At 50.7% G+C, this 22,385-nt stretch carries 22 protein-coding genes and 1 riboswitch; of the genes, 20 read left to right on the top strand and 2 right to left on the bottom strand.

Annotated elements, in window-relative coordinates; genetic code table 11:
- Positions 1-15 precede the first annotated feature (15 nt).
- From BLQ36_RS01555 to BLQ36_RS01500, 12 genes are all read left to right on the top strand, one after another.
- Positions 16-1,164: a PIN/TRAM domain-containing protein gene (locus tag BLQ36_RS01555; protein ID WP_074513646.1), complete on the top strand. Its 1,149-nt coding sequence runs from the start codon at positions 16-18 to the stop codon at positions 1,162-1,164.
- 78 nt (positions 1,165-1,242) lie between these two features.
- Positions 1,243-2,016 (top strand): 2-C-methyl-D-erythritol 4-phosphate cytidylyltransferase, encoded by a 774-nt coding sequence (ispD, locus tag BLQ36_RS01550; protein WP_074513645.1) that lies wholly within the window; start codon positions 1,243-1,245, stop codon positions 2,014-2,016.
- Positions 2,016-2,492: a 2-C-methyl-D-erythritol 2,4-cyclodiphosphate synthase gene (gene ispF, locus BLQ36_RS01545; RefSeq protein ID WP_074513644.1), complete on the top strand. Its 477-nt coding sequence runs from the start codon at positions 2,016-2,018 to the stop codon at positions 2,490-2,492. The genes ispD and ispF overlap by 1 nt, the downstream gene beginning before the upstream one ends.
- A gap of 40 nt (positions 2,493-2,532) precedes the next feature.
- Complete coding sequence (cysS, locus tag BLQ36_RS01540) at positions 2,533-3,963, top strand: cysteine--tRNA ligase (RefSeq protein ID WP_074513643.1); 1,431 nt, start codon at positions 2,533-2,535, stop codon at positions 3,961-3,963.
- Positions 3,960-4,448 carry a Mini-ribonuclease 3 gene (locus BLQ36_RS01535; protein WP_074513642.1) on the top strand — a complete coding sequence of 163 codons (489 nt, stop codon included), beginning with the start codon at positions 3,960-3,962 and terminating at the stop codon, positions 4,446-4,448. The genes cysS and BLQ36_RS01535 overlap by 4 nt, the downstream gene beginning before the upstream one ends.
- Before the next feature lie 3 nt (positions 4,449-4,451).
- Positions 4,452-5,144 (top strand): FAD-dependent thymidylate synthase, encoded by a 693-nt coding sequence (thyX, locus tag BLQ36_RS01530; RefSeq protein ID WP_074513641.1) that lies wholly within the window; start codon positions 4,452-4,454, stop codon positions 5,142-5,144.
- 1 nt (position 5,145) lies between these two features.
- Positions 5,146-6,054, top strand: a complete 909-nt coding sequence (gene rlmB / locus BLQ36_RS01525; RefSeq protein WP_081342173.1) for a 23S rRNA (guanosine(2251)-2'-O)-methyltransferase RlmB — start codon at positions 5,146-5,148, stop codon at positions 6,052-6,054.
- Positions 6,055-6,059: 5 nt separating this feature from the next.
- Positions 6,060-6,590, top strand: coding sequence for an NYN domain-containing protein (locus BLQ36_RS01520; RefSeq protein ID WP_074513640.1), 531 nt, complete (start codon positions 6,060-6,062; stop codon positions 6,588-6,590).
- Positions 6,591-6,743: 153 nt separating this feature from the next.
- Positions 6,744-7,493: an RNA polymerase sporulation sigma factor SigH gene (gene sigH, locus BLQ36_RS01515; protein ID WP_074513679.1), complete on the top strand. Its 750-nt coding sequence runs from the start codon at positions 6,744-6,746 to the stop codon at positions 7,491-7,493.
- A gap of 84 nt (positions 7,494-7,577) precedes the next feature.
- Positions 7,578-7,707, top strand: a riboswitch (molybdenum cofactor riboswitch).
- Positions 7,703-8,497 (top strand): molybdate ABC transporter substrate-binding protein, encoded by a 795-nt coding sequence (modA, locus tag BLQ36_RS01510; RefSeq protein ID WP_074513639.1) that lies wholly within the window; start codon positions 7,703-7,705, stop codon positions 8,495-8,497. It overlaps the preceding riboswitch by 5 nt.
- A 1-nt stretch (position 8,498) precedes the next feature.
- Positions 8,499-9,170 (top strand): molybdate ABC transporter permease subunit, encoded by a 672-nt coding sequence (gene modB, locus BLQ36_RS01505; protein WP_074513638.1) that lies wholly within the window; start codon positions 8,499-8,501, stop codon positions 9,168-9,170.
- Positions 9,161-10,216, top strand: coding sequence for a sulfate/molybdate ABC transporter ATP-binding protein (locus BLQ36_RS01500; RefSeq protein WP_074513637.1), 1,056 nt, complete (start codon positions 9,161-9,163; stop codon positions 10,214-10,216). Before modB ends, BLQ36_RS01500 begins: the two co-directional genes overlap by 10 nt.
- Positions 10,217-10,487: 271 nt before the next feature.
- Here BLQ36_RS01500 and BLQ36_RS01495 read toward each other — a convergent pair whose 3' ends face one another.
- Complete coding sequence (locus BLQ36_RS01495) at positions 10,488-11,978, bottom strand: L-fucose/L-arabinose isomerase family protein (RefSeq protein ID WP_033170283.1); 1,491 nt, start codon at positions 11,976-11,978, stop codon at positions 10,488-10,490.
- A gap of 320 nt (positions 11,979-12,298) precedes the next feature.
- Between BLQ36_RS01495 and xylB the strand changes: the two genes are divergently transcribed.
- The 6 genes from xylB (at position 12,299) to BLQ36_RS01465 (ending at position 20,152) form a co-directional block, all read left to right on the top strand.
- Complete coding sequence (gene xylB, locus BLQ36_RS01490) at positions 12,299-13,822, top strand: xylulokinase (RefSeq protein WP_074513636.1); 1,524 nt, start codon at positions 12,299-12,301, stop codon at positions 13,820-13,822.
- Positions 13,823-13,836: 14 nt separating this feature from the next.
- Positions 13,837-15,255: a sugar porter family MFS transporter gene (locus tag BLQ36_RS01485; RefSeq protein WP_074513635.1), complete on the top strand. Its 1,419-nt coding sequence runs from the start codon at positions 13,837-13,839 to the stop codon at positions 15,253-15,255.
- A 24-nt stretch (positions 15,256-15,279) separates the two neighbouring features.
- Complete coding sequence (locus BLQ36_RS01480; protein ID WP_074513634.1) at positions 15,280-16,695, top strand: MFS transporter; 1,416 nt, start codon at positions 15,280-15,282, stop codon at positions 16,693-16,695.
- A gap of 18 nt (positions 16,696-16,713) precedes the next feature.
- Entirely contained in the window at positions 16,714-18,333 is a 1,620-nt protein-coding gene (locus BLQ36_RS01475; protein WP_074513633.1) for a glycoside hydrolase family 43 protein, read from the top strand.
- 29 nt (positions 18,334-18,362) lie between these two features.
- Positions 18,363-18,989 carry a DUF4867 family protein gene (locus tag BLQ36_RS01470; RefSeq protein ID WP_033170287.1) on the top strand — a complete coding sequence of 209 codons (627 nt, stop codon included), beginning with the start codon at positions 18,363-18,365 and terminating at the stop codon, positions 18,987-18,989.
- Positions 18,990-19,135: 146 nt separating this feature from the next.
- Positions 19,136-20,152, top strand: coding sequence for a LacI family DNA-binding transcriptional regulator (locus BLQ36_RS01465; protein ID WP_074513632.1), 1,017 nt, complete (start codon positions 19,136-19,138; stop codon positions 20,150-20,152).
- 45 nt (positions 20,153-20,197) lie between these two features.
- On the opposite strand, the gene BLQ36_RS01460 is transcribed toward BLQ36_RS01465, so the two are convergent.
- The gene (locus BLQ36_RS01460; RefSeq protein WP_033170289.1) at positions 20,198-20,653 is read right to left on the bottom strand and encodes a hypothetical protein; all 456 of its coding nucleotides are present in this window, start codon (positions 20,651-20,653) and stop codon (positions 20,198-20,200) included.
- Between the two features lie 118 nt (positions 20,654-20,771).
- Here BLQ36_RS01460 and BLQ36_RS01455 point away from each other — a divergent pair, with 118 nt between their 5' ends.
- Positions 20,772-21,644: an ABC transporter ATP-binding protein gene (locus tag BLQ36_RS01455; protein ID WP_033170290.1), complete on the top strand. Its 873-nt coding sequence runs from the start codon at positions 20,772-20,774 to the stop codon at positions 21,642-21,644.
- Entirely contained in the window at positions 21,644-22,381 is a 738-nt protein-coding gene (locus tag BLQ36_RS01450; protein WP_033170291.1) for an ABC transporter permease, read from the top strand. Before BLQ36_RS01455 ends, BLQ36_RS01450 begins: the two co-directional genes overlap by 1 nt.
- Positions 22,382-22,385: the final 4 nt, after the last annotated feature.

Here is a 22,385-nt window from a genome sequence, read left to right as displayed (position 1 = left end):
AAAGGAGGTGAACATATGCTGGATCGTGTATTGCGCTTTTTTATTACGCTGTTTATGGCAATCGCTGGTGGTGCCCTTTTAAACCTGGCTTCGCCGCTGTTGACATCCTTCATCAGCACGGAGATTCTCCAGGCGGATATGGGGTGGATTAAACTCACGGTGGCTGGCTTTGTCTGCATCCTGTTGGGAGCAGTTCTGGGCGGAGTCATTGGCTTTATCCTGTCCTCGTATTTTATCCATAAGCTCAAGCGGTTTTCGGCTAAAGTGGAAGTACAGCTGAATAAGATGCCGACTCACGATGTGATTGCCGGTGCAGTGGGACTTCTTCTCGGACTTATCTTTGCTAATCTTTTGGGCTATGCCTTTTCAAAAATCCCCGTCGTCGGCGAGTATATCCCGGTTATTTTTAGTATCGTATTTGGCTATTTGGGAATCACGATTATGATTCGCAAGCGCAAAGAGCTGGCAGGGGCCTTTGATTTTATCCCCAAGTTTATGAAGGCGGTGGCTAAAAACCATGAGCCGGAGAAAGAGACTTCGACGGAAACTGTGCCGATGCTGGAGGGAAACACCCAGTATAAACTGCTGGATACCAGCGTTATCATCGATGGCCGCATTGCCGATATCTGCGATACGGGATTCATCGAAGGAACGCTGCTCATTCCGGTTTTTGTCTTGGAGGAATTGCAGCATATTGCGGATTCTTCCGATGTTTTAAAACGTACGCGGGGACGGCGTGGCTTGGATATCCTGCAGCGCATTCGTCAGGGAACCCGGGTACGGGTGGAAGTGACCAATGTGGATTTTGATGACATTGCGGAAGTGGATTCCAAGCTGGTTCGCCTGGGTCAGCAGGTGGGCGGCAAGATTATCACCAACGACTTCAACCTGAACAAGGTGGCTCAGTTGCGCGGCGTGGAAGTCCTCAATATCAATGAGCTTTCCAATGCGGTTAAGCCTGTGGTTATTCCCGGAGAGAATATGCGAGTGACGGTGGTCAAATCGGGAAAAGAGCCAGGACAGGGCGTTGCTTATCTTGACGATGGGACGATGATTGTCATCGAGGGCGGTCACCGCTTCATGAATGAGATGATTGACGTGGAAGTTACGTCGGCTTTGCAGACAGCAGCAGGCCGAATGATTTTTGCAAAACCAAAAAATTAAAGCCATAGCCTTCTCCTATGCCGTGTTTTGACACAAAATGGGAGAAGGCTATCTGAGGCTATATTAGGAGTGATGGGAATGGTCAGTGTCATCTTCCCCGCAGCGGGACAGGGAAAGCGGATGAATGCCGGAATTAACAAGGTTTTTCTCGAGCTGGCCGATAGGCCAATGCTGATTCGTACCCTGCAGAAATTCTCGGCAGTACCAGAGGTGGGGGAACTCATCGTAGTGGTAGGTGCCGAGGAAGTGGAGCCGGTGACGAATCTCTTGAAGAAATTCCCGGGATTAAAACCTTGGCTGGTGACAGAGGGCGGTTCGGAGCGCCAGTATTCGGTTTGGAATGGCTTAAAGCAGGTTTCCGCGGAGGCTGATGTGGTTCTGGTTCACGATGCAGCCCGGCCCCTGGTAACGGTCAAGACCATTGAAGCAGTCATTGGGGCAGCCCGGGAATACGGCGGTGCAATCGCGGCGGTTCCAGAAAAGAACACCGTCAAGGTGGTATCGGAAAATGGCGTGGTCAAGTCGACACCGGCCCGGTCAACCCTTTGGGCAGTGCAGACGCCCCAGGGATTCCGTAAGCAGATTTTGGTGGAGGCCAATATCAAGGCGGAAGCAGACGGTTTTCTGGGTACAGACGATGCCAGCCTGGTAGAGCGTTTGGGGCGTCCGGTTCACGTGGTTATGAGTGAATACAGCAATATCAAGGTGACGACGCCGGAGGATTTGTTGATTGCCGAGGCATTCCTGCGGCAGGAACAGGGAAGTATGCTAGATGCAGTCCGGTCAGCGGCTAAGTTTGCCAAGGATACGATGAGGGGAAAAATTCCTCACCGGCAGAAGGAGGAAAAGTGATGACTCGATTTGGAATGGGCTACGATGTCCACCGCCTGGTAGAAGGGCGGAAGCTGATTATTGGCGGGGTGGAAATTCCCCATACGTTGGGGCTGTTGGGACATTCCGATGCCGATGTACTGTTGCATGCCATAGCGGATGCCTTGTTGGGGGCAGCAGCTTTGGGGGATATTGGCCGTCACTTTCCCGATACGGATCCGCGGTTTGAGGGGGCTGACAGCTTGAAACTGTTGGCTCATGTGGGGGAGCTCTTAGCGGAAAAGGGCTATAAGGTCGGCAATGTTGATGCGACGATTGTGGCCCAGAAACCGAAGATGAAGGACTTCATTCCCCAGATGAATGAAAATATTGCACGAGTGCTCGGAGTGGAATCCGACCAGATAAATGTCAAAGCAACGACGGAAGAGAAATTAGGATTTACCGGAACGGAGCAGGGCATTTCTGCTTATGCTGTAGCCGGAATTGAAAAAGCCTGACGCCTATAACAGCGCCGGTAAGATAGTTGGAGGAAGAAATATGCTGAAAGTCTATAACACCATGTCACGCAGGAAAGAAGAGTTCAAGCCGCTCAAAGAAGGCGAAGTGAGCATCTACTGCTGTGGTGTAACGCCGTATAATCATCCGCATATCGGCAATGCGCGCCCCTTTGTTACCTGGGATGTCATTCGCCGCTATTTCGCGAAAAAGGGGTATACTGTTCATTACATCCAGAACTTTACGGATGTGGATGACAAAATCATCAATACGGCTAACAAAGAAGGACTGCAGTGGAGCGATATCTCCGGCCGCTATATCAAGGCCTATTTCGAAGCCATGGATGCGCTTAATGTAAAGCGTGCAGATGTCTATCCGCGGGTCAGTGAAACGATTCCGGATATCATTGCCATGGTACAGCAGCTTATCGATAATGGTTACGCATATGCTGTGGATAACGGCGATGTTTTCTACAGTGTGGAAAAATTTGCGGGCTATGGCAAGCTCAGCGGCCGCAAATTGGAGGATATGCAGGCTGGCGCCCGCATTGAGGTCGACACGCGCAAACACCATCCCATGGATTTTGCCCTTTGGAAATCGGCAAAACCGGGCGAGCCGAGCTGGGACAGCCCCTGGGGAAAAGGCCGTCCGGGTTGGCACATCGAATGCTCCACGATGTCGCTTAAATATCTTGGCAAGAAATTCGACTTCCACGGTGGCGGAAGTGATTTGATTTTCCCGCATCACGAAAATGAGATTGCTCAGTCCCAGGCCTGCATTGGCGATGAGCACAGCTTTGCCCAGTATTGGCTGCACAACGGTTTCATTACCATCCACAACGAAAAGATGTCCAAGTCGAAGAATAACTTCTTCACGGTTAAGGACATTCTAAACGAATATCCGGGCGAAGTGGTACGCTTTTTCATTCTGCAGACTCACTACCGCAGCCCGCTGGATTTCAGTGATGAACGCCTCAAGGAAGCACAGGTTAGCCTGGGCCGCTTGGAACAGTCCAAATCCTTTATGGATGAACTCTTGAAGAAAGAGGGCACTTCGGATACCGCCAAGGATTTGGCCGCGAAGGCAGCGGAATATCGTCAGAATTTCTACGAGGCCATGGATGATGACTTCAATACGGCTTTGGCTATCAGTCAGCTTTTTGGTCTCTCCAAGGACATCAACATCTACTATCAAGAAGTTATGAACAAGGGCGTAGCCTTCGATGCTGCCGGATTTGCACGGGTAAGTGAGATTTATATGGAAATGGCTTCGATTATCGGCATTTTTGAGCAGGAAGAGGCCGCTGCTGACGATGGCCTCACCGATAAGCTGATGGAACTCATTATTGGCATCCGTCAGGACGCCCGCAAGGAAAAGAATTGGGCTATTGCCGATAAGATTCGTGATGAACTCAAGGAAGTTGGCATTGTTATCGAAGATACGCCAAATGGGGCACGGTGGAAAAAAGCATGAAGTTTGAACATTTTCAGAAACTCGTTGCTATGATGTTTGAGCCTGATGGGGATAATGGCATTCTGCAGCGTTATCGTGAGGTGGATGTTAAGCAGCTCAATCCGCTGGTGCTAGCCTATGTGGGGGATGCGTATTTCCATCTCTATGTCCGCACCCGCCTGCTTTCCTATGAGCAGTGCAAGGTACAGGCACTGCATTCGTTTAGTGCTCAGATTGTGTCGGCGGTTTGGCAGGCAAAGGCCTATCGTGGCATCGAAGGGATGCTTACGGAGGAGGAAAAGGGAATCTACCGCCGTGGCCGCAATGCTAAAAGCCATGCTCCGCGCAGTGCCAGCGTTGCCGAATATCATGCAAGTACCGGCTTTGAGGCCCTTTTGGGCAGTCTCTATCTGTCGGAACAGAATGAACGGCTCTATGAACTGGCAGAAGCCTCATTCCAAGTGATTTCACAGGCTATGATGAAGGAAATAAGGAGTAAAAAATAATTTATGATAAAAGTCAAGTTGTTGGAGTATACGCCAAATCCGGAGCATGTGGTGGCAATGGCTGCCCGCCTTTGCTATTCCTCGGCGGGGGCAGAAGAGCTGGCCGAGAAAATCAGCGATGAAAAGGCCAAGGAAATGGTGCGAAAGATGGTTACCTTGGGGCATGGTTCGACGATTGAGCATGTCACCTTCACCTTTGGCATCGAGGGCGTAAGCCGTGTCTTAACCCATCAATTGGTACGTCATCGCATCGCGTCCTATGACCAGCAGTCCCAGCGCTATGTGGCGGCGCATGGCTTCGAATACATCACGCCGCCAACGATTGCGGAAAAGCCAGAGGCCAAGGCGAAATATGAGGCTTTGCTGGCTGAAATCCGCAAGACCTATGATGAGCTGACGGAGATGGGGGTGCCTAAGGAAGACGCCCGGTATGTGTTGGCCAACGCTACGGAGACCAAAATCCTGGTGACGATGAATGCCCGTTCGTTGCTCCATTTCTTCAATCTGCGGTGCTGCAATCGCGCCCAGTGGGAGATTCGCGATATGGCGTACAAGATGCTGGCAGAAGTCAAGAAAGTTGCACCGACGCTATTCCACAATGCAGGGGCAAGCTGTGTCAACACCGGGCGCTGTCCGGAGGGGGCTATGACCTGCGGCAAGCTTCAGGAAATGTTGAAGCTTCGGGAGAAAGATTGATATGAGAGATTTTCGTGAGAATAAGAAAAAGTCCCTTCACGGTGGGAAGAGCCGTCAGGATCAGGCGGAACGGCGTGAACGGGGCAAGCAACGTGAAAAGCATGCTGCTCATAGCGTGCGGCCGGCAGCTGAGCGCCGGGATAATCCGGCCAAGGACCGGGAATTGCCAGAGGATGTATTGATTGGCCGCAATGCTGTTGCCGAAGCCTTGAAGGCCGGCCGTACCATCAACAAATTGATGGTGGCTGAGGGGGATCGGGAAGGTTCCATTGGGGAAATCCTGGCCTTGGCAAAGGAGCGCGGGGTTATCACCCAGTTTGTGGACCGCAGCAAGATTGAGTCGGTAGCTGGCGGTTTGCGCCATCAGGGCGTTATGGCTTATGTGGCGCCAGTAGCTTATGCCGAATTGGAGGATATCCTGAAGGCAGCGGAGGAAAAGGGAGAAGCCCCCTTCCTGCTGTTGTTGGATGAGTTGGAAGACCCGCATAATCTCGGCGCTTTATTGCGTACCGCCGATGCTACGGGAGTCCATGGCGTGCTGATTCCAAAGCGCCGCAGTGTGCCCCTTACGGCGACGGTGGCTAAGACTTCGGCCGGAGCAATTGAATATGTGCCTGTGGCTCGTATAGGAAATATAGCCCAGACTTTGAAAAAGCTTAAAGATAAAGGATTCTGGGTGGCTGGAGCCGATATGGATGGCAGCCAAAACTATAATGAAGCCGATTTAACTGGGGCTTTGGTCCTAGTGGTAGGCAGCGAAGGCAAGGGGATGAGCCGCCTGACCAAGGAAGCCTGTGACTTTATTGTCAAGATGCCGATGGTGGGGAAAATCAACTCTCTTAACGCATCGGTGGCGGGCTCTATTTTAATGTACGAATCCATGCGTCAGCGTTTGGCAAAGAAAGGCTGATTCTTATGAGCAGGAAAAGGGAGCACTATATTATTGATGGCTATAATGTCATCAATTCCTGGCCGGAACTTATCCGCCTGCGCAATGATTTATCTGAGGCCAGGGACCAGCTGATTCATCAGCTGGCGGAATATGGAGCATACGAAAAATACGATATCACCATTGTGTTCGACGCGATGTTTACCGATGACGAAGAGCATTATGACCAGGTCAACGCCCACATGAAAATCATCTACACCGGTGAAGGGGAAACTGCTGACAGCCGTATTGAACGGCTGGCCTATGATTCCGTTCGCCAGGGCCGGGAGGTTCATGTGGTCACTTCCGATGGAGCTGAGCAAAGCGTGATATTGGGCGCGGGGGCCTATCGAATTCCTTCACTGGAATTTCGAAAGGCAGTTCACCGGGCCAAAAAGCAATTAAAGAAAGAATATTTGGGTCATGTTACCCTTCCCGTCACTCGTTTGGAAGTTGAAGACCGTTTGGATAGCGAGACCGTCAAAAAATTGGATATTTTACGGAAAATGCGTCATTGATGAATTTCTAATTGGTTTTGTCCGTTTATTGCTAATAAGTAGTCGAAAAGTCCCAGAGGATTTCTTGACGATACCAACAAAGAGGGAGTATAATTTTCTTATTAGGGGAGTTATAAATTGAAAACGGGGGTTTTCAGCAAAGGGGAAAGTGCGATGGAAGCAGAACGTACTACAGAACTATTTAGTGATGATTTATATGGGGGATTCGCTAAGCTGACAGACGAAGAAATTCTTTTAGCAATCAGAGACAATGACGATAAGGTCGCACTCGATTATCTTATCCATAAGTATCGGAACTTTGTACGTGCCAAGGCTCGTTCTTATTTCTTGATTGGAGCGGACCATGAGGATATCATCCAGGAGGGAATGATTGGTTTTTATAAGGCCATTCGGGACTTCCGTAACGATAAATTATCCTCGTTCCGGGCATTTGCAGAGCTTTGTGTGACGCGTCAGATTATCACTGCTATCAAGACGGCGACTCGTCAGAAGCACATACCGCTCAATTCGTATATCTCGCTTAACAAGCCGATCTACGATGAGGATTCAGACAGAACCCTTCTGGACGTGTTGTCTGGTGCAAAGGCAGCCGATCCGGAGGACCTCGTTATCAGTCGAGAGGAATTTATTGATATTGAGAAAAAAATGGAAGAGATTCTGTCTGACTTAGAGTGGAAGGTTCTGATGAGCTATCTTGATGGAAAATCCTATCAGGAGATTGCCGAAGAGTTGGATCGTCATGTCAAATCGATTGATAATGCGCTTCAGCGGGTAAAACGCAAGTTAGAAAAGTACATGGAAAACCGTGGAGATGAGATTGACATCAGTACGGTCTACCGTGGCCTTAGTTCCATCAACCGCCGCTTGCGTGGTGTAAAAGATAATGATGGCTTGAATCATTGAGTTTTTTTCGCTCCTGCCTTCGGGTGGGAGCTTTTTGTTTGTTGTGAGATTTGGTATAGTTTTTTTTTCGCCATTATCGTATAATGAATACCGTAACTCCGAGCAAAAGCATCTAAGGTCATGCGCTATGATGCTGCGCCTGGGTAATACCCACAGGGGAGCACAGGAAACCGCGCTCCCTTCCGTTTTGAAAAGGAGGAAAATAACGGATGAAAAAGATTTTGGTATGGATGATGGCCGTGGCCATGACAGTACTGGCAGGATGTGGCAGCCAACAGGCGGGAACATCCTCAGCGACTGCTGGAAACGAAACGATCGAATTGCATGTTTCGGCAGCAGCAAGCTTGACCGATGTTATGAAGGAACTAGCTGCTGCCTACGAAAAGGAGCATCCGAACGTCAAAATTGTATTTAACTTTGGCAGTTCGGGTGCTTTACAGCAGGCAATCGAAAATGGCGGAGAGACGGATTTGTTTTTCTCAGCAGCACAGAAGCAGATGAATGCATTGGAACAAGCTGGCTTGCTGGCTCCAGAAACACGGCGGGATTTGCTCCAAAATGAGGTCGTGCTCATTGTGCCGAAAGATGGGGGCAAAGACCTCAAGGTTTTTAAACAGGTAACGGGGAATGAGATTTCGCATATAGCGCTCGGGGAACCCAAAGGGGTGCCCGTTGGCCAGTATTCGGAAGAAGTGTTCAAGAAACTCGGTATTCTCGATGCGGTTAAGGCGAAAGCCGTTTACGGTTCGGACGTACGTCAGGTCCTTTCCTGGGTCGAGAGCGGAGAAGCGGAATGCGGCGTAGTCTATGCGACCGATGCGGCGGTGTCGGATAAGGTACGGGTAGCGGCCAAAGCACCGGCTGAGACGCATAAGCCGATTATCTATCCGGCGGCAGTTCTCAAGGCATCAAAGCAGGCCAATGTGGCCAAGGATTTTCTCGCCTTTGCCGCCAGCGGCTCGGGCCGGAAATTGTTTGAAAAATATGGGTTTGAGGTAAAATAATATGGAATTATCACCGCTGGTCATTACGCTGGAAACAGCAGGAGCAGCAACGGTGGTGACGTTTTTTGCCGGCATCGGTCTGGCCTGGATGGTGGTGCGCATGAACCACTTCAAAGGTCTGGCTGATGCCATTATTACGTTGCCGATGGTGCTGCCACCTACTGTGGTTGGCTTTTTCTTATTGCTTTTCCTGGGAAAGCGCAGTATGGTGGGGAGATTTTTGTTGCAGTGGGATGTCTCGCTGGTTTTCACCTGGCAGGCGGCTGTCATTGCGGCAATCGTCGTATCTTTGCCACTTATGTATCGGACGGCGCGAGGCGCTTTTGAGCAGTTGGAACCCAATGTCATTTATGCAGCGCAGACGCTGGGCGTATCGGAGTGGCGCATTTTCTGGCAGGTGTTGCTGCCCAATGCCCGCTCGGGAATTTTGGCCGGATTGGTGCTGTCGTTCACGCGTGCCTTGGGGGAATTTGGTGCAACCATTATGTTTGCGGGCAATATTCCGGGGAAGACGCAGACGATGAGTACGGCGATATATGCTGCCGTTCAGGCAAATGACTATGCTTTGGCTTTTGATTGGGCAATGGTAATTGTGTTCTTTTCCCTGTTCTTTGTGGTGCTGATGAATTGGTGGATTGCCCGTAGTGGCAAGGAGGGCTGTCTATGGAATTGATGGTGCGGATAAAGAAGAAGCTCCGCAATTTTACCCTGGATGCCGATTTTGCCGTGAAGGATGAAGTGTTTGCCCTGCTCGGGGCTTCGGGGTGTGGCAAGAGCATGACCTTGAAGTGCATTGCGGGAATTGAGACACCAGACAGCGGCTATATTGTATTAAACGGGCGTGTGCTGTTTGACAGTGAGAAGAAAATCAACCTGGCTCCGCAAAAGCGCCGCGTAGGTTATTTGTTTCAAAATTATGCGTTGTTTCCCAATATGACGGTTCGGGAAAATATCCGGTTTGCGGCTAGTGGTACTGATGCCGAAAAGAAACAAAAGGTGCAGGCGAATCTGGAGCGCTTTTCCTTGCTGGATTTGGCGGATGCCTATCCGGCTGAGCTTTCGGGAGGACAGCAGCAGCGGACCGCTTTTGCCAGGATTCTGGCTTCGGACGCAGAATTGCTCCTCTTAGATGAGCCCTTTTCGGCTTTGGACAGCTATCTGAAATGGCAGTTGGAATTGGAACTGGGCAAGGTGCTGCAGTCCTATGAGAAAACGGCCCTTTTGGTTTCACATGACCGAGGGGAAGTGTATCGGCTGGCCGATAAAGTGGCGGTCATCAATCAGGGGAAAATGGAGAAGGTTCATGAGAAGAAGGCACTTTTTAAGCAGCCGGAGTCACTGGCGGCAGCGCTTTTGACTGGCTGCAAGAATGTATCCGTCGCCAGCCCCCTTGATAACCAGCATGTCCGGGCCGACGATTGGCAGGTAGATTTGCTGGCAACGAATGTGCCAGCAAAAAGTAAATACGTGGGGATACGGGCCCATTTTCTAAAATTTCGCCCCGGCCCAGGAGAAAATACCATTCCCGTTGATATTGTCCAAGTGATTGAGGATACCTTTTCGATGCTGGTCATGGTTCGAAAAGCCGGCAGTGATGGCAAGACCATCCGCTGTGAGCTTTCCAAACAGGAGTGGCAGGAATGGCAGCAGTGGCAAGAAACTGGAAAACCAATTTACCTGCATCTGCCACCGGAAAAAATCATGGTGCTGGCCGATTGAAAATTATGTAGCGTTGTTTTAAATATGCGTGTTTTCTTGTAACATTCGTTCAAGATGAAAGGGGGATGTTGTTATTGGGAGAGGCCGTGTTTATAATGAACTTGTAATGAAAGACAGGCTAACCTGTTGCAATTACAGTTCGAATAATGATTAATCCCCTTTATCATTATGAGGACTTTCCTGTTTTTTCCCTATAATATTTTTTCCCAACCCCAAAAAAGCAGCTGCGTAGGCAGCTGCTTTTTTTATGGCAGTATGGATTTTCGGGGAATCAGGCAAAGGGATTCTCGTCGGGATAGAGCATGCCTTTGGGCTGATTGAACGCGATATCGGCAATGCCGAGGTATTGGAAGACCGACCAGAGGGATTTTCCAAAGTGACCAAAAGCGACGGCACCGTGATGCGGGTAGCGTTTGGCAATGAGTACATGACGATAGAAGCGGCCCATTTCAGGGATGGCGAAAACACCAATACCACCGAAGGAATGTGTCGGAGTAGGCAGAACTTCACCTTCGGCAACATAGGCACGAAGTTTGCCATCCGAGGTGCTTTGCAGACGGAAGAACGTGATGTCGCTGGCGGCAATATCGCCTTCGAGCGTACCGCGAGTGAAATCAGGCGTACCGCCATTTTCGAGCAGACGGTTCTGAATCAGCTGATATTTTACGCCGCCCTTGCGAAGTTTGCAAAGTGGCGTGTTACCGCAGTGGAATCCCATAAAGGTATCTTCGAGTTTGTAGCTGGTAGAAGGCTTGATATCGGATTCATAAAGATCTTTTGGTACGCTGTTGTTGATGTCGAGCAGCGTTACGGCATCGCCGCTGACGCAAAGACCAATGTATTCGCTAAGGGCACCGTAAATGTCGACTTCGCAGGATACGGGGATGCCCTGGGAAACCATGCGGCTGTTGACATAACACGGCTCAAAGCCGAATTCCTTCGGGAAGGCCGGCCAGCATTTATCGGCAAAGGCGACATAATCGCGAGCACCTTTGTGCTCCTTCATCCAATCCTTCAGTGTGAGCTCAAATTGTGCCATGCGTGGCAGCATTTCCGGATAAGGATTGCCTTCATGACCTAGTTCTTTGGCCATCTCTTCAACGATAGCTGTGATTCGCGGATCGTCTTTATGAGCTCGATAGGAAACGAGCAAATCGAGTTCGGAATTTTCCTCGATTTCCACACCGAGGTCATAGAGCGGCTGAATCGGAGCATTGCAGGCGAAGAAGTCCTGCGGGCGTGGGCCGAAGGTGATGATTTTCAGATGGGAAAGACCGATGAGGGTGCGGGCAACCGGCTGGAACTCGGCAATCATCGCAGCGATATCGTCGGCCGTACCTACTGGATATTCCGGAATAAAGGCTTTCAAGTGACGCATGCCCAGATTGTAGGAACAGTTGAGCATGCCGCAATAAGCATCACCACGCCCGTTGATGAGGTCTTTGCCGCTTTCCTCAGCAGCCGATACGTACATAACGGGACCATCAAACTCCTTGGCAATCAGTGTTTCCGGTGTTTCCGGGCCAAAATTGCCGAGGAATACTACCAAGGCGTTGCAGCCAGCATCTTTGGCTTCTTTTACTGCCTCGAGCATATCCGTCTCATTTTCAACGGTTTTCTTTACTTCGTAAAGGGAACCGTATTTTTTGGTATAACTTTCCACAATCGCGTGACGGCGGTTCTCGGAAAGAGAAATAATAAAGCAGTCGCGGCTGACAGAGAGGATGCCGCATTTGACAGTTGGAATGTTGCTCATGGTCATGGTAAACGCTCCTTTATGAAATATTAACACAGATAACTTTTACGTGCGTTCATGTGCACGCTTATCACGATTCCTAGGATAACACCGGAATATCGCATTGTCAATTGTTTTATTTTTATTTATCGTAAAAATAACAAGATTTTCGGAGAAACTACCTATTATAGCCCTAATTTTTTATTAATCATTCACTTTATTAAATTTTTAGAAAAATACAAAATCGTATTGACTCGTATTTTATCTTGTGTTATATTGATTACGAGCTTGAGCGTGCATGAGCACGCAATAGAGACACGAAAGCAAAAAAATGGGGGGCAAAAGCAATGAACTATCTGATTGGCATTGATATTGGTACTTCCGCGACCAAGACGGTGCTTTTTGACGAAACCTGCCGGGTGATACAATCTGCTTCGCAAGAATACCCGCTGTATCAGCCACAGAATGGCTGGGCAGAACAGGAACCATTGGATTGGTACAGTGCAGTGGTGCGTACCGTAAAGAAAGTGGTTCAGGAGTCTGGTGTACCCGCTGAGGCAATCAAGGGCATTGGTCTTTCCGGACAGATGCATGGCCTGGTCATGCTGAATGAAGCTAACGAAGTCATTCGTCCGGCTATTATCTGGTGTGACCAGCGTACGGGCAAAGAGTGCGAGGAGATTACCCGCCGGGTGGGGGCGAAACGGCTGATTGAGATCACGGCGAATCCGGCTTTGACTGGCTTTACGGCATCCAAGATCCTCTGGGTGCGCAACCATGAAGCAGAAAATTACAAGGCCTGCCGTCATATTCTACTGCCGAAAGATTATGTGAGATTCCGCATGACTGGCGATTATGCAACAGAGGTATCCGATGCCAGCGGCATGCAGCTTCTGGATGTTCCAAACCGCTGCTGGTCCAAGGAAATCTTAGAGAAGCTGGAGATTGATGAATCCCTCTTGCCGAAGGTCTATGAGTCGCCGGAGGTGACGGGCCATGTATCGGAGGATTTTGCGGAAAAGACTGGCTTGACGACGGCTACCGTAGTAGTAGGTGGTGCTGGAGACAATGCGGCGGCTGCTGTGGGGACAGGCATTGTGGAAGATGGCCGGGCTTTTACGACAATCGGCACTAGCGGTGTGGTGTTTGCCCATACCAGTGAGCCGCGCATTGACCCGAAGGGCCGGGTTCATACCTTTTGCTGTGCGGTACCTGGGTGCTGGCATGTTATGGGTGTCACCCAGGCTGCTGGTTTGTCGCTCAAATGGTTCCGGGATACTCTGGCAGAGAAGTACAAAGATGAAGCTGTCCTGAAGGGGGTCGACTCCTACGACCTTATCAATCAGGATGTAGCCAAGGTGCCAATCGGCAGCCGCCGGCTCTTCTATCTCCCGTATCTGATGGGTGAGCGTACGCCGCATCTCAATCCGGATTGCCGGGGTGTATTTTTCGGGCTGTCGGCCATTCATACCAAGGCAGATATGCTGCGTTCGGTTATGGAAGGGGTCAGCTATTCCCTGCTCGATTGTTTCGATGTGTTGAAGGAAATGAAGGTTGACGTCCAAGAAATGATGGCCTGTGGCGGCGGTGGCAAGAGCCGTATTTGGCGGCAGATGTTGGCGGATATGTACGCTTGCGAGGTCAAAACCATCAAAGCCCAGGAAGGACCGGCTTTGGGGGTGGCAATCCTGGCCGGTGTTGGCGCTGGATTGTTCCCGGATGTTCCGACGGCTTGCCGGCAGTTTATCGAGCAGGATACCTGGTGCCAGCCAGAACCATCGGCACATGCTTACTATGAGAAAGGGCATAAGCTTTACCAGAAACTATATAGCCAGCTCAAGGAGTGCTATAGCGAGTTAGCAGTATTATAAGGGAGGAATTATCAATGGATGCTTCGTTACCTAAGAATATGGCCGATAAGGCAGCCGGGCGGGCTGCTGCGCATGTCCGCATGTTCATCTATTTTGCCGCTGGTATGGCGGGGCTGCTGTTTGGCCTGGATCAAGGTGTCATATCTGGTGCTTTGCCGTTCATCAGTCAGGAATGGAATTTATCCAGTGCGGCCCAGGAATGGGTCGTCAGCTCGATGATGGTAGGAGCGGCTACTGGTGCAATCGTAGCATCGGTTATGGCCAAGAAAATCGGCCGCAAAAAGAGCTTGATGATAGGCGCGACCCTGTTTATCGTCGGCTCGCTCGGTTCCGGTTTTGCTGTCAGTGCGGATATGCTCATCGGTTTTCGGTTGATTTTGGGCCTGTCCGTTGGTATTGCATCCTATACGGCGCCGCTTTATTTGGCTGAGATGTCGGATAAAAATGCCCGTGGACGGGTAATATCCGGTTATCAGTTGATGGTTACCGTGGGTATCCTCGCCGCTTTCCTTTCCGATACGGCATTCAGTTACAGTGGCAACTGGCGTATGATGCTGATGGTCATTGCCCTGCCGGCTGTCCTTTTGCTGCTGACGGTTATCCGCCTGCCGGACAGCCCACGCTGGCTGGCAGCTGTAGGACGCATCGAGGAAGCTTCGGGTGTCTTGGAAGCACTGCATGGCAGTGTCGAAATCGCTCGGGAAGAAATGACAGATATTAAAGACGCCCTGAAAATCAAACAGGACGGCTGGGGGCTTTTCAAGGCAAATAAGAATGTCCGCCGGGCAGTATTTTTAGGGGTACTATTGCAGGCAATGCAGCAGTTTACCGGGTTTAACGTCATCATGTATTACTCGCCGAAAATTTTGAGTCTTGCAGGTTTCTCGACCACGGAAGATCAGATGATTGGTACGGTTATCAATGGCATCGTCTTCGTGTTGTCCACGTTTATTGCCATCTTTATGGTAGACAAAAACGGTCGCAAACCGACGCTCAAGATTGGCTTTGGTGTTATGGCGCTCTCCATGGCGGTGGTAGGTGTCTGCATGTCGCTGCTCGAAGCTGGCACGGCCGATGTGTCAATTTCGTATTTGGCAGCCATTATGACGATGGTCAGCATTGCTGGTTTTGGTATGAGTGCAGGCCCGATTGTCTGGGTTCTCTGCTCAGAAATCCAGCCGCTTAAATCCCGTGAGTTCGGTGTCGCCTGCTCGACGATGACCAACTGGATTACCTGTGCGATTGTCGGGGCAACCTTCCTGACGTTGGTCGATACGCTCGGCTCGGCTCATACGTTCTGGCTTTATGCATTGCTTAATGGTTTCTTTATCGTTTTGACGATGGCGTATGTGCCGGAGACGAAGAATGTCACGCTGGAAAATATCGAGAAAAACCTCATGGAAGGCAAGAAACTGCGCAATATTGGCTGTTGAGTATCTGCAGGAAGAGAGGGAAAAATGGAAGCTTTGAAAAATTATAAGCTGAGCATGCGGGAAAAGACGGGCTACGCTATGGGCGACCTGGCCTGCAATCTCATCTATACTACGGTTTGCACCTATCTCTTGTTTTTCTATACCAATGTTTATGGCCTGCCGGCGGAAATCGTTGCGACGATGTTCCTCGTCGTGCGCGTGATGGATGCCATTGTCGATCCGATTGTCGGCACGTTTGTGGATAAGCATACCTTCAAGTACGGCAAGTTCCGGCCTTATCTGCTCTACGGTGCGTTTCCGTTTGCGGTGCTCGGCATTCTTTGCTTCAGCACGCCGGAGCTCACGCAGGGGGCGAGCGTCATCTATGCGTATGCAACCTATATTGGCCTGTCCTTGGTTTACACGACCATCAATATTCCGTATGGTGCGCTTACGGCGGCGATGACCCGTGATAACAAGGAAGTCGTCAGCATGACTTCGATTCGCATGCTCTGCGCGAATCTGGGCGGCCTTATCGTTTCGTTTGGCATCCCGGTTTTGGTTACGATGATTTCTGGCAGCTATACGGGGGAGGAGTCCCGCTTTGGCTGGCAGGTGACCATGGGACTTTACAGTGTTATTGGCGCGCTGTTGCTGCTCTACTGCTTCTCGCAGACGAAGGAGCGCATCAAGATTGACCCGTCCAATGATGAGAAGCTGCGGTTTGTCGATGTGTTCAAACAGTTCAAGGTAAATCGTCCGCTGGTTGTCCTGAGCCTGTTCTTCATCATCCTCTTCGGTATGATGGCGGTTATGAATTCCATTGGCACGTACTTTGTTACCTATAACTGCAACCGTCCGGATCTCATCCAGTGGTATGGCCTTATCGGTACCTTGCCGGCTTTCTTCCTGCTGCCGATGGTGCCGACCTTCAATAAGCTCGTCGGCAAAATCAATTTGCTGCGCATTTCCCTGGCGCTGGGCATGATTGGCTGCATCGTCACCTATCTGGTGCCGGCAGACAATATCACGCTGGTGCTCATCGCGCGCTTTATCGGTTCGTGCGGCATCATCGTTGCAGGCGGCTTTATGTGGGCGCTGATTCCGGAGACCATCGAGTATGGTGAGTACAAGACGGGCAAGCGGTTAAGCGGTATGATTTATGCCATTATCGGTTTCTTCTTCAAGTTCGGTCTGGCCCTGGGCGGCATCGTCCCGGGCTTCATGCTCGCGCGGTTTGGCTATGTGGCCAATCAGGTGCAGACGCCGGAGGCCCTGCAGGGTATCTTGCTGACGACGACCTTGATTCCGCTGCTGTTCTTGGCGGTAGCATTCATTGACATCTGCTTCTATGGCTTGGATGATGAACGCTATCATGAGATTGTAGCAGAGCTTGAGAGCCGTCATGCGCAGGAACACGAGCAGGAACATGAGGGCATGCCAGCAACGGGAACCATGTAAGTAAAAGGAGCACTTACCATGAAGATAAAGAATCCAATCTTGAAAGGTTTCAATCCGGACCCGAGCATTGTGCGGGCCGGCGATGATTACTATATTGCCACGTCGACGTTCGAATGGTTTCCGGGCGTGCAGATCCATCATTCCAGAGATTTGGTGCATTGGCAGCTGATTGCACATCCGCTCGATACTACGGACATGCTGGACATGAAAGGCAATCCGGATTCGGGTGGAATCTGGGCGCCAGACCTCAGCTATGCCGATGGCAAGTTCTGGCTGATTTACACCGATGTCAAGGTCGTCGATGGCATGTGGAAGGACTGCCACAACTATCTTACGACGGCCGAAGACATCAAGGGGCCGTGGTCAAAACCGGTGCTTTTGAATGGTGCTGGCTTTGATGCGTCGCTGTTCCACGACCCGAGCGGCCGCAAATACCTGGTCAATATGTATTGGGATCAGCGCGTTTATCACCATAATTTTTATGGCATTGCCCTGCAGGAATATTCGGTGGCGGAAGAAAAACTCATCGGCCAGCCGGAAATCATCTATAAAGGCACGGATATCGCCTATACCGAAGGGCCGCATCTTTACCACATCAATGGCAGGTATTATCTGATGACGGCCGAAGGTGGTACGACGTATCAGCATTCGGAGACGATTGCACGGAGCAAGGATATTCAAGGCCCTTATGAAATCCAGCCAGATTATCCCCTGCTGTCGGCCTGGACGGATATCCATAATCCGTTGCAGAAATGCGGCCATGCGTCGCTCGTAGAAACGCAGGATGGGCAGTGGTATCTGGCGCATCTGACGGGGCGTCCGCTGCCGGCACCGGCTGGGTTCCCGAGCCGCGAACGCGAGCAGCATGCCTATTGTCCGCTGGGTCGGGAGACGGCAATCGAGAAAATCGAATGGCGCGATGGCTGGCCCATCGTAGTCGGCGGCCGTCAGGGCAGCCTGGAGGTCGAAGCTCCGAATCTTCCAGCGCAGGAATGGGCTGCCACCTATGAAGAAGTCGATGATTTTGATGCGGCAAGTTTAAATATCAACTTCCAGACGCTCAGGATTCCGTTTACGGAAAAGCTCGGCAGTCTTTCGGCTCGGCCAGGATTCCTGCGGCTCTATGGCCGTGAATCCCTGCAGTCGAAATTCACGCAGGCGCATGTGGCTCGCCGCTGGCAGTCGTTCCAGTTCGATGCACAGACAAGCGTAGAGTTCCAGCCCGTATCGTTCCAACAGATGGCCGGGATGACCTGTTATTACAACACAGAGAATTGGTCGAGCATCCATGTGACCTGGAATGAGAGCAAGGGGCGCTGTATCGATTTGGTCGTAGCCGATAATGGCAGCTTCTCGATGCCGCTGGCTGGTCAGGAAATCCCGGTGCCGGAGGACGTAAAGACCGTCCATTTCAAGGTGGAGGTCCGTGGACGGAATTATCGCTATGCGTATTCGTTTGATGGCAAGGCGTTTACATATCTGCCGGTCACCCTTGACAGCTGGAAACTGTCCGATGACTATGTGCGGGGCGGTGGCTTTTTTACCGGCGCGTTTGTCGGCATGAATTGCATCGACATTACGGGAACGGCGCTGCCCGCTGACTTTGATTATTTCAGCTATAAAGAAATCGAAGAATGATTGTTAACTAGAATCGCGAGGTGTAGAACATGAAAATCAGTAATGTTAAGGAAAAAGAATTTCGTCCGTATGGCCGTGTGTTGCCGCTGGATGTCGAGGGCTTTGTAAAGACAATCAAAGCCCGTCCGGCAGTGAAGAAAGGCGAGGTGGTCTATGAGCCATCGGTGCGTGAGTTTGAGGAGCTGCCTCTCTATCAGGAACTCAAGGACAAGACGTATGGCGAGCAGGCTATCGAGTTCGGTCATTGCAGCGGCTGGAATGAGAAGCTCAATGCCGTCGAATATCATCGTTCTTCGGAAATCGATATTGCGGCTACCGACCTTTATCTGATTCTGGGACGCCAGCAGGATATTGATTATGAGACCAATACTTATGACACGAGCAAGATGGAAGTGTTCTTTGTGCCAGCCGGCACAGCTGTCGAGCTCTATGCAACGACGCTTCACTATGCGCCGTGTGGCAAGGAAGGCCAGGAGTTCCGCTGCGGGGTGGTACTGCCGAAGGGAACGAATGAAGAGCTCCATGAACCCGTGGGAAAAGAAGCAGAAGATCGGCTGCTCTTTGCTGAGAATAAATGGTTGATCGCTCATAAAGAAAGTGGCCTGGAACAGGATGGAGCCTGGATTGGACTAAAGGGGAAAAATCTTACGTTATAAGCCAGTAATTGGCAAAAGTACGAGCCGTCCTCGTCGGAGGAGGGCTCGTACTGGTTTTCACATTCTTCGTTATTTACGAATGATAAAAAAATTGCTAAAATACGACTGAAGAGATTATGAGAAGCAGATAGCAGGGAAGAAATAGTATGGTTACAATGAAGAAAATTGCCGAACTCTGCGGCGTCTCACGAGGAACTGTCGACCGTGCCTTGAATGGACGTGGACGCGTAAACGCCGAGACAGCAGCAAATATCCGTAAAATGGCCAAACAGCTTGGCTACGAACCCAATCCGGCCGGCAAGGCGCTGGCAGCCCGCAAACACCGTCCGGTGATCGGTATCATCCTTTCCTCGGAGGGAAATGCCTTCTTTGATCGTGTGATTGAGGGAATCAAGGACGCAGCCGAAGAATATAAGATTTACGGCCTGCAGGTTGAAATCCATACCATGAAGGGCTATCTGCCCGAAGATCAATTGGCACTGATTGAATCCATTCAGTCGGATGTCAATGCGTTGATTTTGAATCCTATCAATGATAAACGGATTGTCCAAAAGATTGATGAGCTGGTGGATGCTGGGGTCTTTGTGGTCAATCTAAATAATGATGTGGATGGGTCAAAACGCCATTGTTATGTGGGCAGTGATTATTATAATGGCGGAATTACTGCCTGTGCGCTTTTGGAGGCGATGATTGGAACCTCGGCCAAAATCGGGCTTATCCTGGGAAGCCGACAGGTACTTGGTCATAAGCAGCGATTGGAGGGGTTCTTTCACCGCATGAAACGGGTCAAGGACTTCTATGCTATCGATGTGATTGAGCATGACGATGATGAGATCTTTGCCTATGAGCGGACCAAGGAATTCCTGCGCATTCATCCAGAGACAACGGCAATCTGTTCGCTGGCGGCCGGCGTATACGGCATCGGTCGGGCTGTTATGCAGCTGCCGGAGGAGAAGCGGCCGATGGTCATTACTTTCGACAGTGTGCCCACAACGGTGGAGATGATGAAATTCGGTGTCGTGCGGGCGACGATTTATCAGCATCCTTACCGGCAGGGGCATCTGGCAGTCGATATCGCTTTTGCGTATCTGGTCAATGGACGACTTCCGGAAAAACGGGAATACATCATGAAGAATGAGATTCGCCTGCTGGAGAATCTGTAACAAGAACGACAAAAGCCAGCCATCTTTCCAGATGGCTGGCTTCTTTTATTTTGCCGTAACGTTTAGCGGCTGATTTTCTTTGGTCGTCTGGGCTGTGGAAAGTTCCTGCCGCAGACCGTGGTAGAATTGGATGAGGCCGCCTAGAATTGCATCGCGGTCGGTATCTTTGAGGCCGGCAGTCTTTTTGAGTTCGCGTGTGGTTTCCAAAACATTGCCGATGGTCAGGATGTAATTATATTCTTCCTCTAAGATTTGAGCTGCATCGAACGGATCAAGGCATTTGACATCCTGGCTCAATTTATCGTATTCGCGCGAGAGAGCTTTGAGGTTTTTTTTCTGGGTGAGTGCCAGCGAGAGATTGTCTTCGGTTACTCGGGAAAGGGCTGTATTGATATCGTCACGCATGGCATGCATATCGCGGAGGCGTTTTTGCAGGGCCTGAATATTGCGGGTCATGCGCTGGGCTTCCATCGGGGAAAGGTCGATTTGTTTATCGGTCATATTTACATCTCCTTATCGATTCTGATAGAATCTATTGTAGCGGATTTTGGGTGGAAAGTCCAAGACCTTGACGAGTTTGCTACAATAACTATGGTAGATATATTAACGGAGAAAACCCATGATTCAAATCGAAAATCTGGTGAAGAAATTCCCCCATAAGACAAAGGCGGGGAAAAATAGCGAGAAAACGGCGGTGGACAATCTGTCGCTTTCGGTGAAAGCGGGGGAAATCTTTGGTTTGTTGGGACCCAATGGTGCCGGCAAGACCACAACCATCCGCCTGCTGACGATGCAGACGCAGCCGACGAGTGGCTCAATAAAGTATAAGGGCATGGAGCTGGTAGAGCATGCACAGAAGCTAAAGAGCATCATTGGCGTGGTGCCGCAGCATGTGAATTTTGACCAGGATTTGACGGTCCGGGAAAATTTGGAGCTCCATGCTCGGCTGCATCATATAAAGCGGGCGGAGCGTCAGCAGCGTATCCGCGAACTATTGTCCTATGTGGAACTTACCGAGGTGGTAAACGATGGCGTGCGCCGTCTGTCGGGCGGCATGAAACGCCGGCTGCTCATTGCGCGGGCACTTTTGCATCGTCCGCGGATTTTGTTTATGGATGAGCCTACGGTGGCACTTGACCCGCAGGTGCGGCGCCGCATCTGGCAGCTAATCCGCCAAATGGCCCGCGATGGGGTTACGGTCTTTTTGACGACGCATTATATTGAAGAAGCAGAATCGCTCTGTGACCGAGTGGCCATCTTGAATAAGGGAAAACTCGTAGCCCTGGATACCCCGCAGAATTTTTGCGAAACGCTCGGCGGTTATACGGTGGAGTGGGATGGCAGCGAGGGGCGTCAGTATGAGTTCTTCGCGGAAAAGCAGGCGGCAGCGGAATTTGCCGGTCAGCAAGAAGGGGATGGTTCCATTCTCATCCGGCCGACGAATCTTGAAGACGCCTTCATCGAACTCACGGGCCGAAGGGAGGGCATCTGATGCTTTACGATATCTGGACGGTGTTTTGGCGTGACTGGGTGGTACTCAAGCGCCGGATGACGAAATTTATCCTGTCGCGTATGGTGGCACCCATGCTCTATCTGGTCGCTTTTGGCTGGGGGCTGGGGCGCAGTATTTCGGTGGATTCGGGGACGTATCTTGATTTTCTCGTGCCGGGCATTCTAGCGCTCAATTCGATGAATATCAGCTTCAACAGCATTACGCCGGTGCATGCCGAGCGTATCTATCATAAGAGTCTGGAAGAATACATCCTGGCGCCGATATGGCCGGATGCCTTTGTCATTGGCAAGGTGCTGGCCGCAGTGCTTCGCGGCTTGATTTCATCGGCTATTATTGTGATACTGGCCTTGGCCTTTGGCGCGCATTTCACGCTTACGCCGCTCTTTTTGTTTGTGCTAATCCTAAACTGCATCATCTTTGCGGAAATCGGCTTTATTGCGGCGATGAAAATCCGGACTTATGAGGAGATGAGCCAGGTAAACACCTATATTCTGCTGCCCATGTCGTTTTTGTGTGGAACTTTCTTTTCCACCCAGGCGCTGCCGGCTTTTCTGCGCTGTATTATCGAGATTTTGCCGCTTACCCATACGAGTTATTTGCTGCGCGGGATAGGCAGCGGCAGTGAGATTGCACTGGGGTCAGTGCTGGTGCTGGCCGTTTATGCGGTGTTGGGCTTTGCCATCGGCAGCCGGGCCTTTCGCCAGTTGACCCATTGATTAT

The organism is Selenomonas sp. WCT3, assembly GCA_900100835.1.
In the GTDB taxonomy this organism is placed as follows: domain Bacteria; phylum Bacillota; class Negativicutes; order Selenomonadales; family Selenomonadaceae; genus Selenomonas_A; species Selenomonas_A ruminantium_E.
The sequence above is the reverse complement of the archived record's forward strand: the minus strand, read 5'-3'. Positions and strand labels throughout refer to the sequence as shown.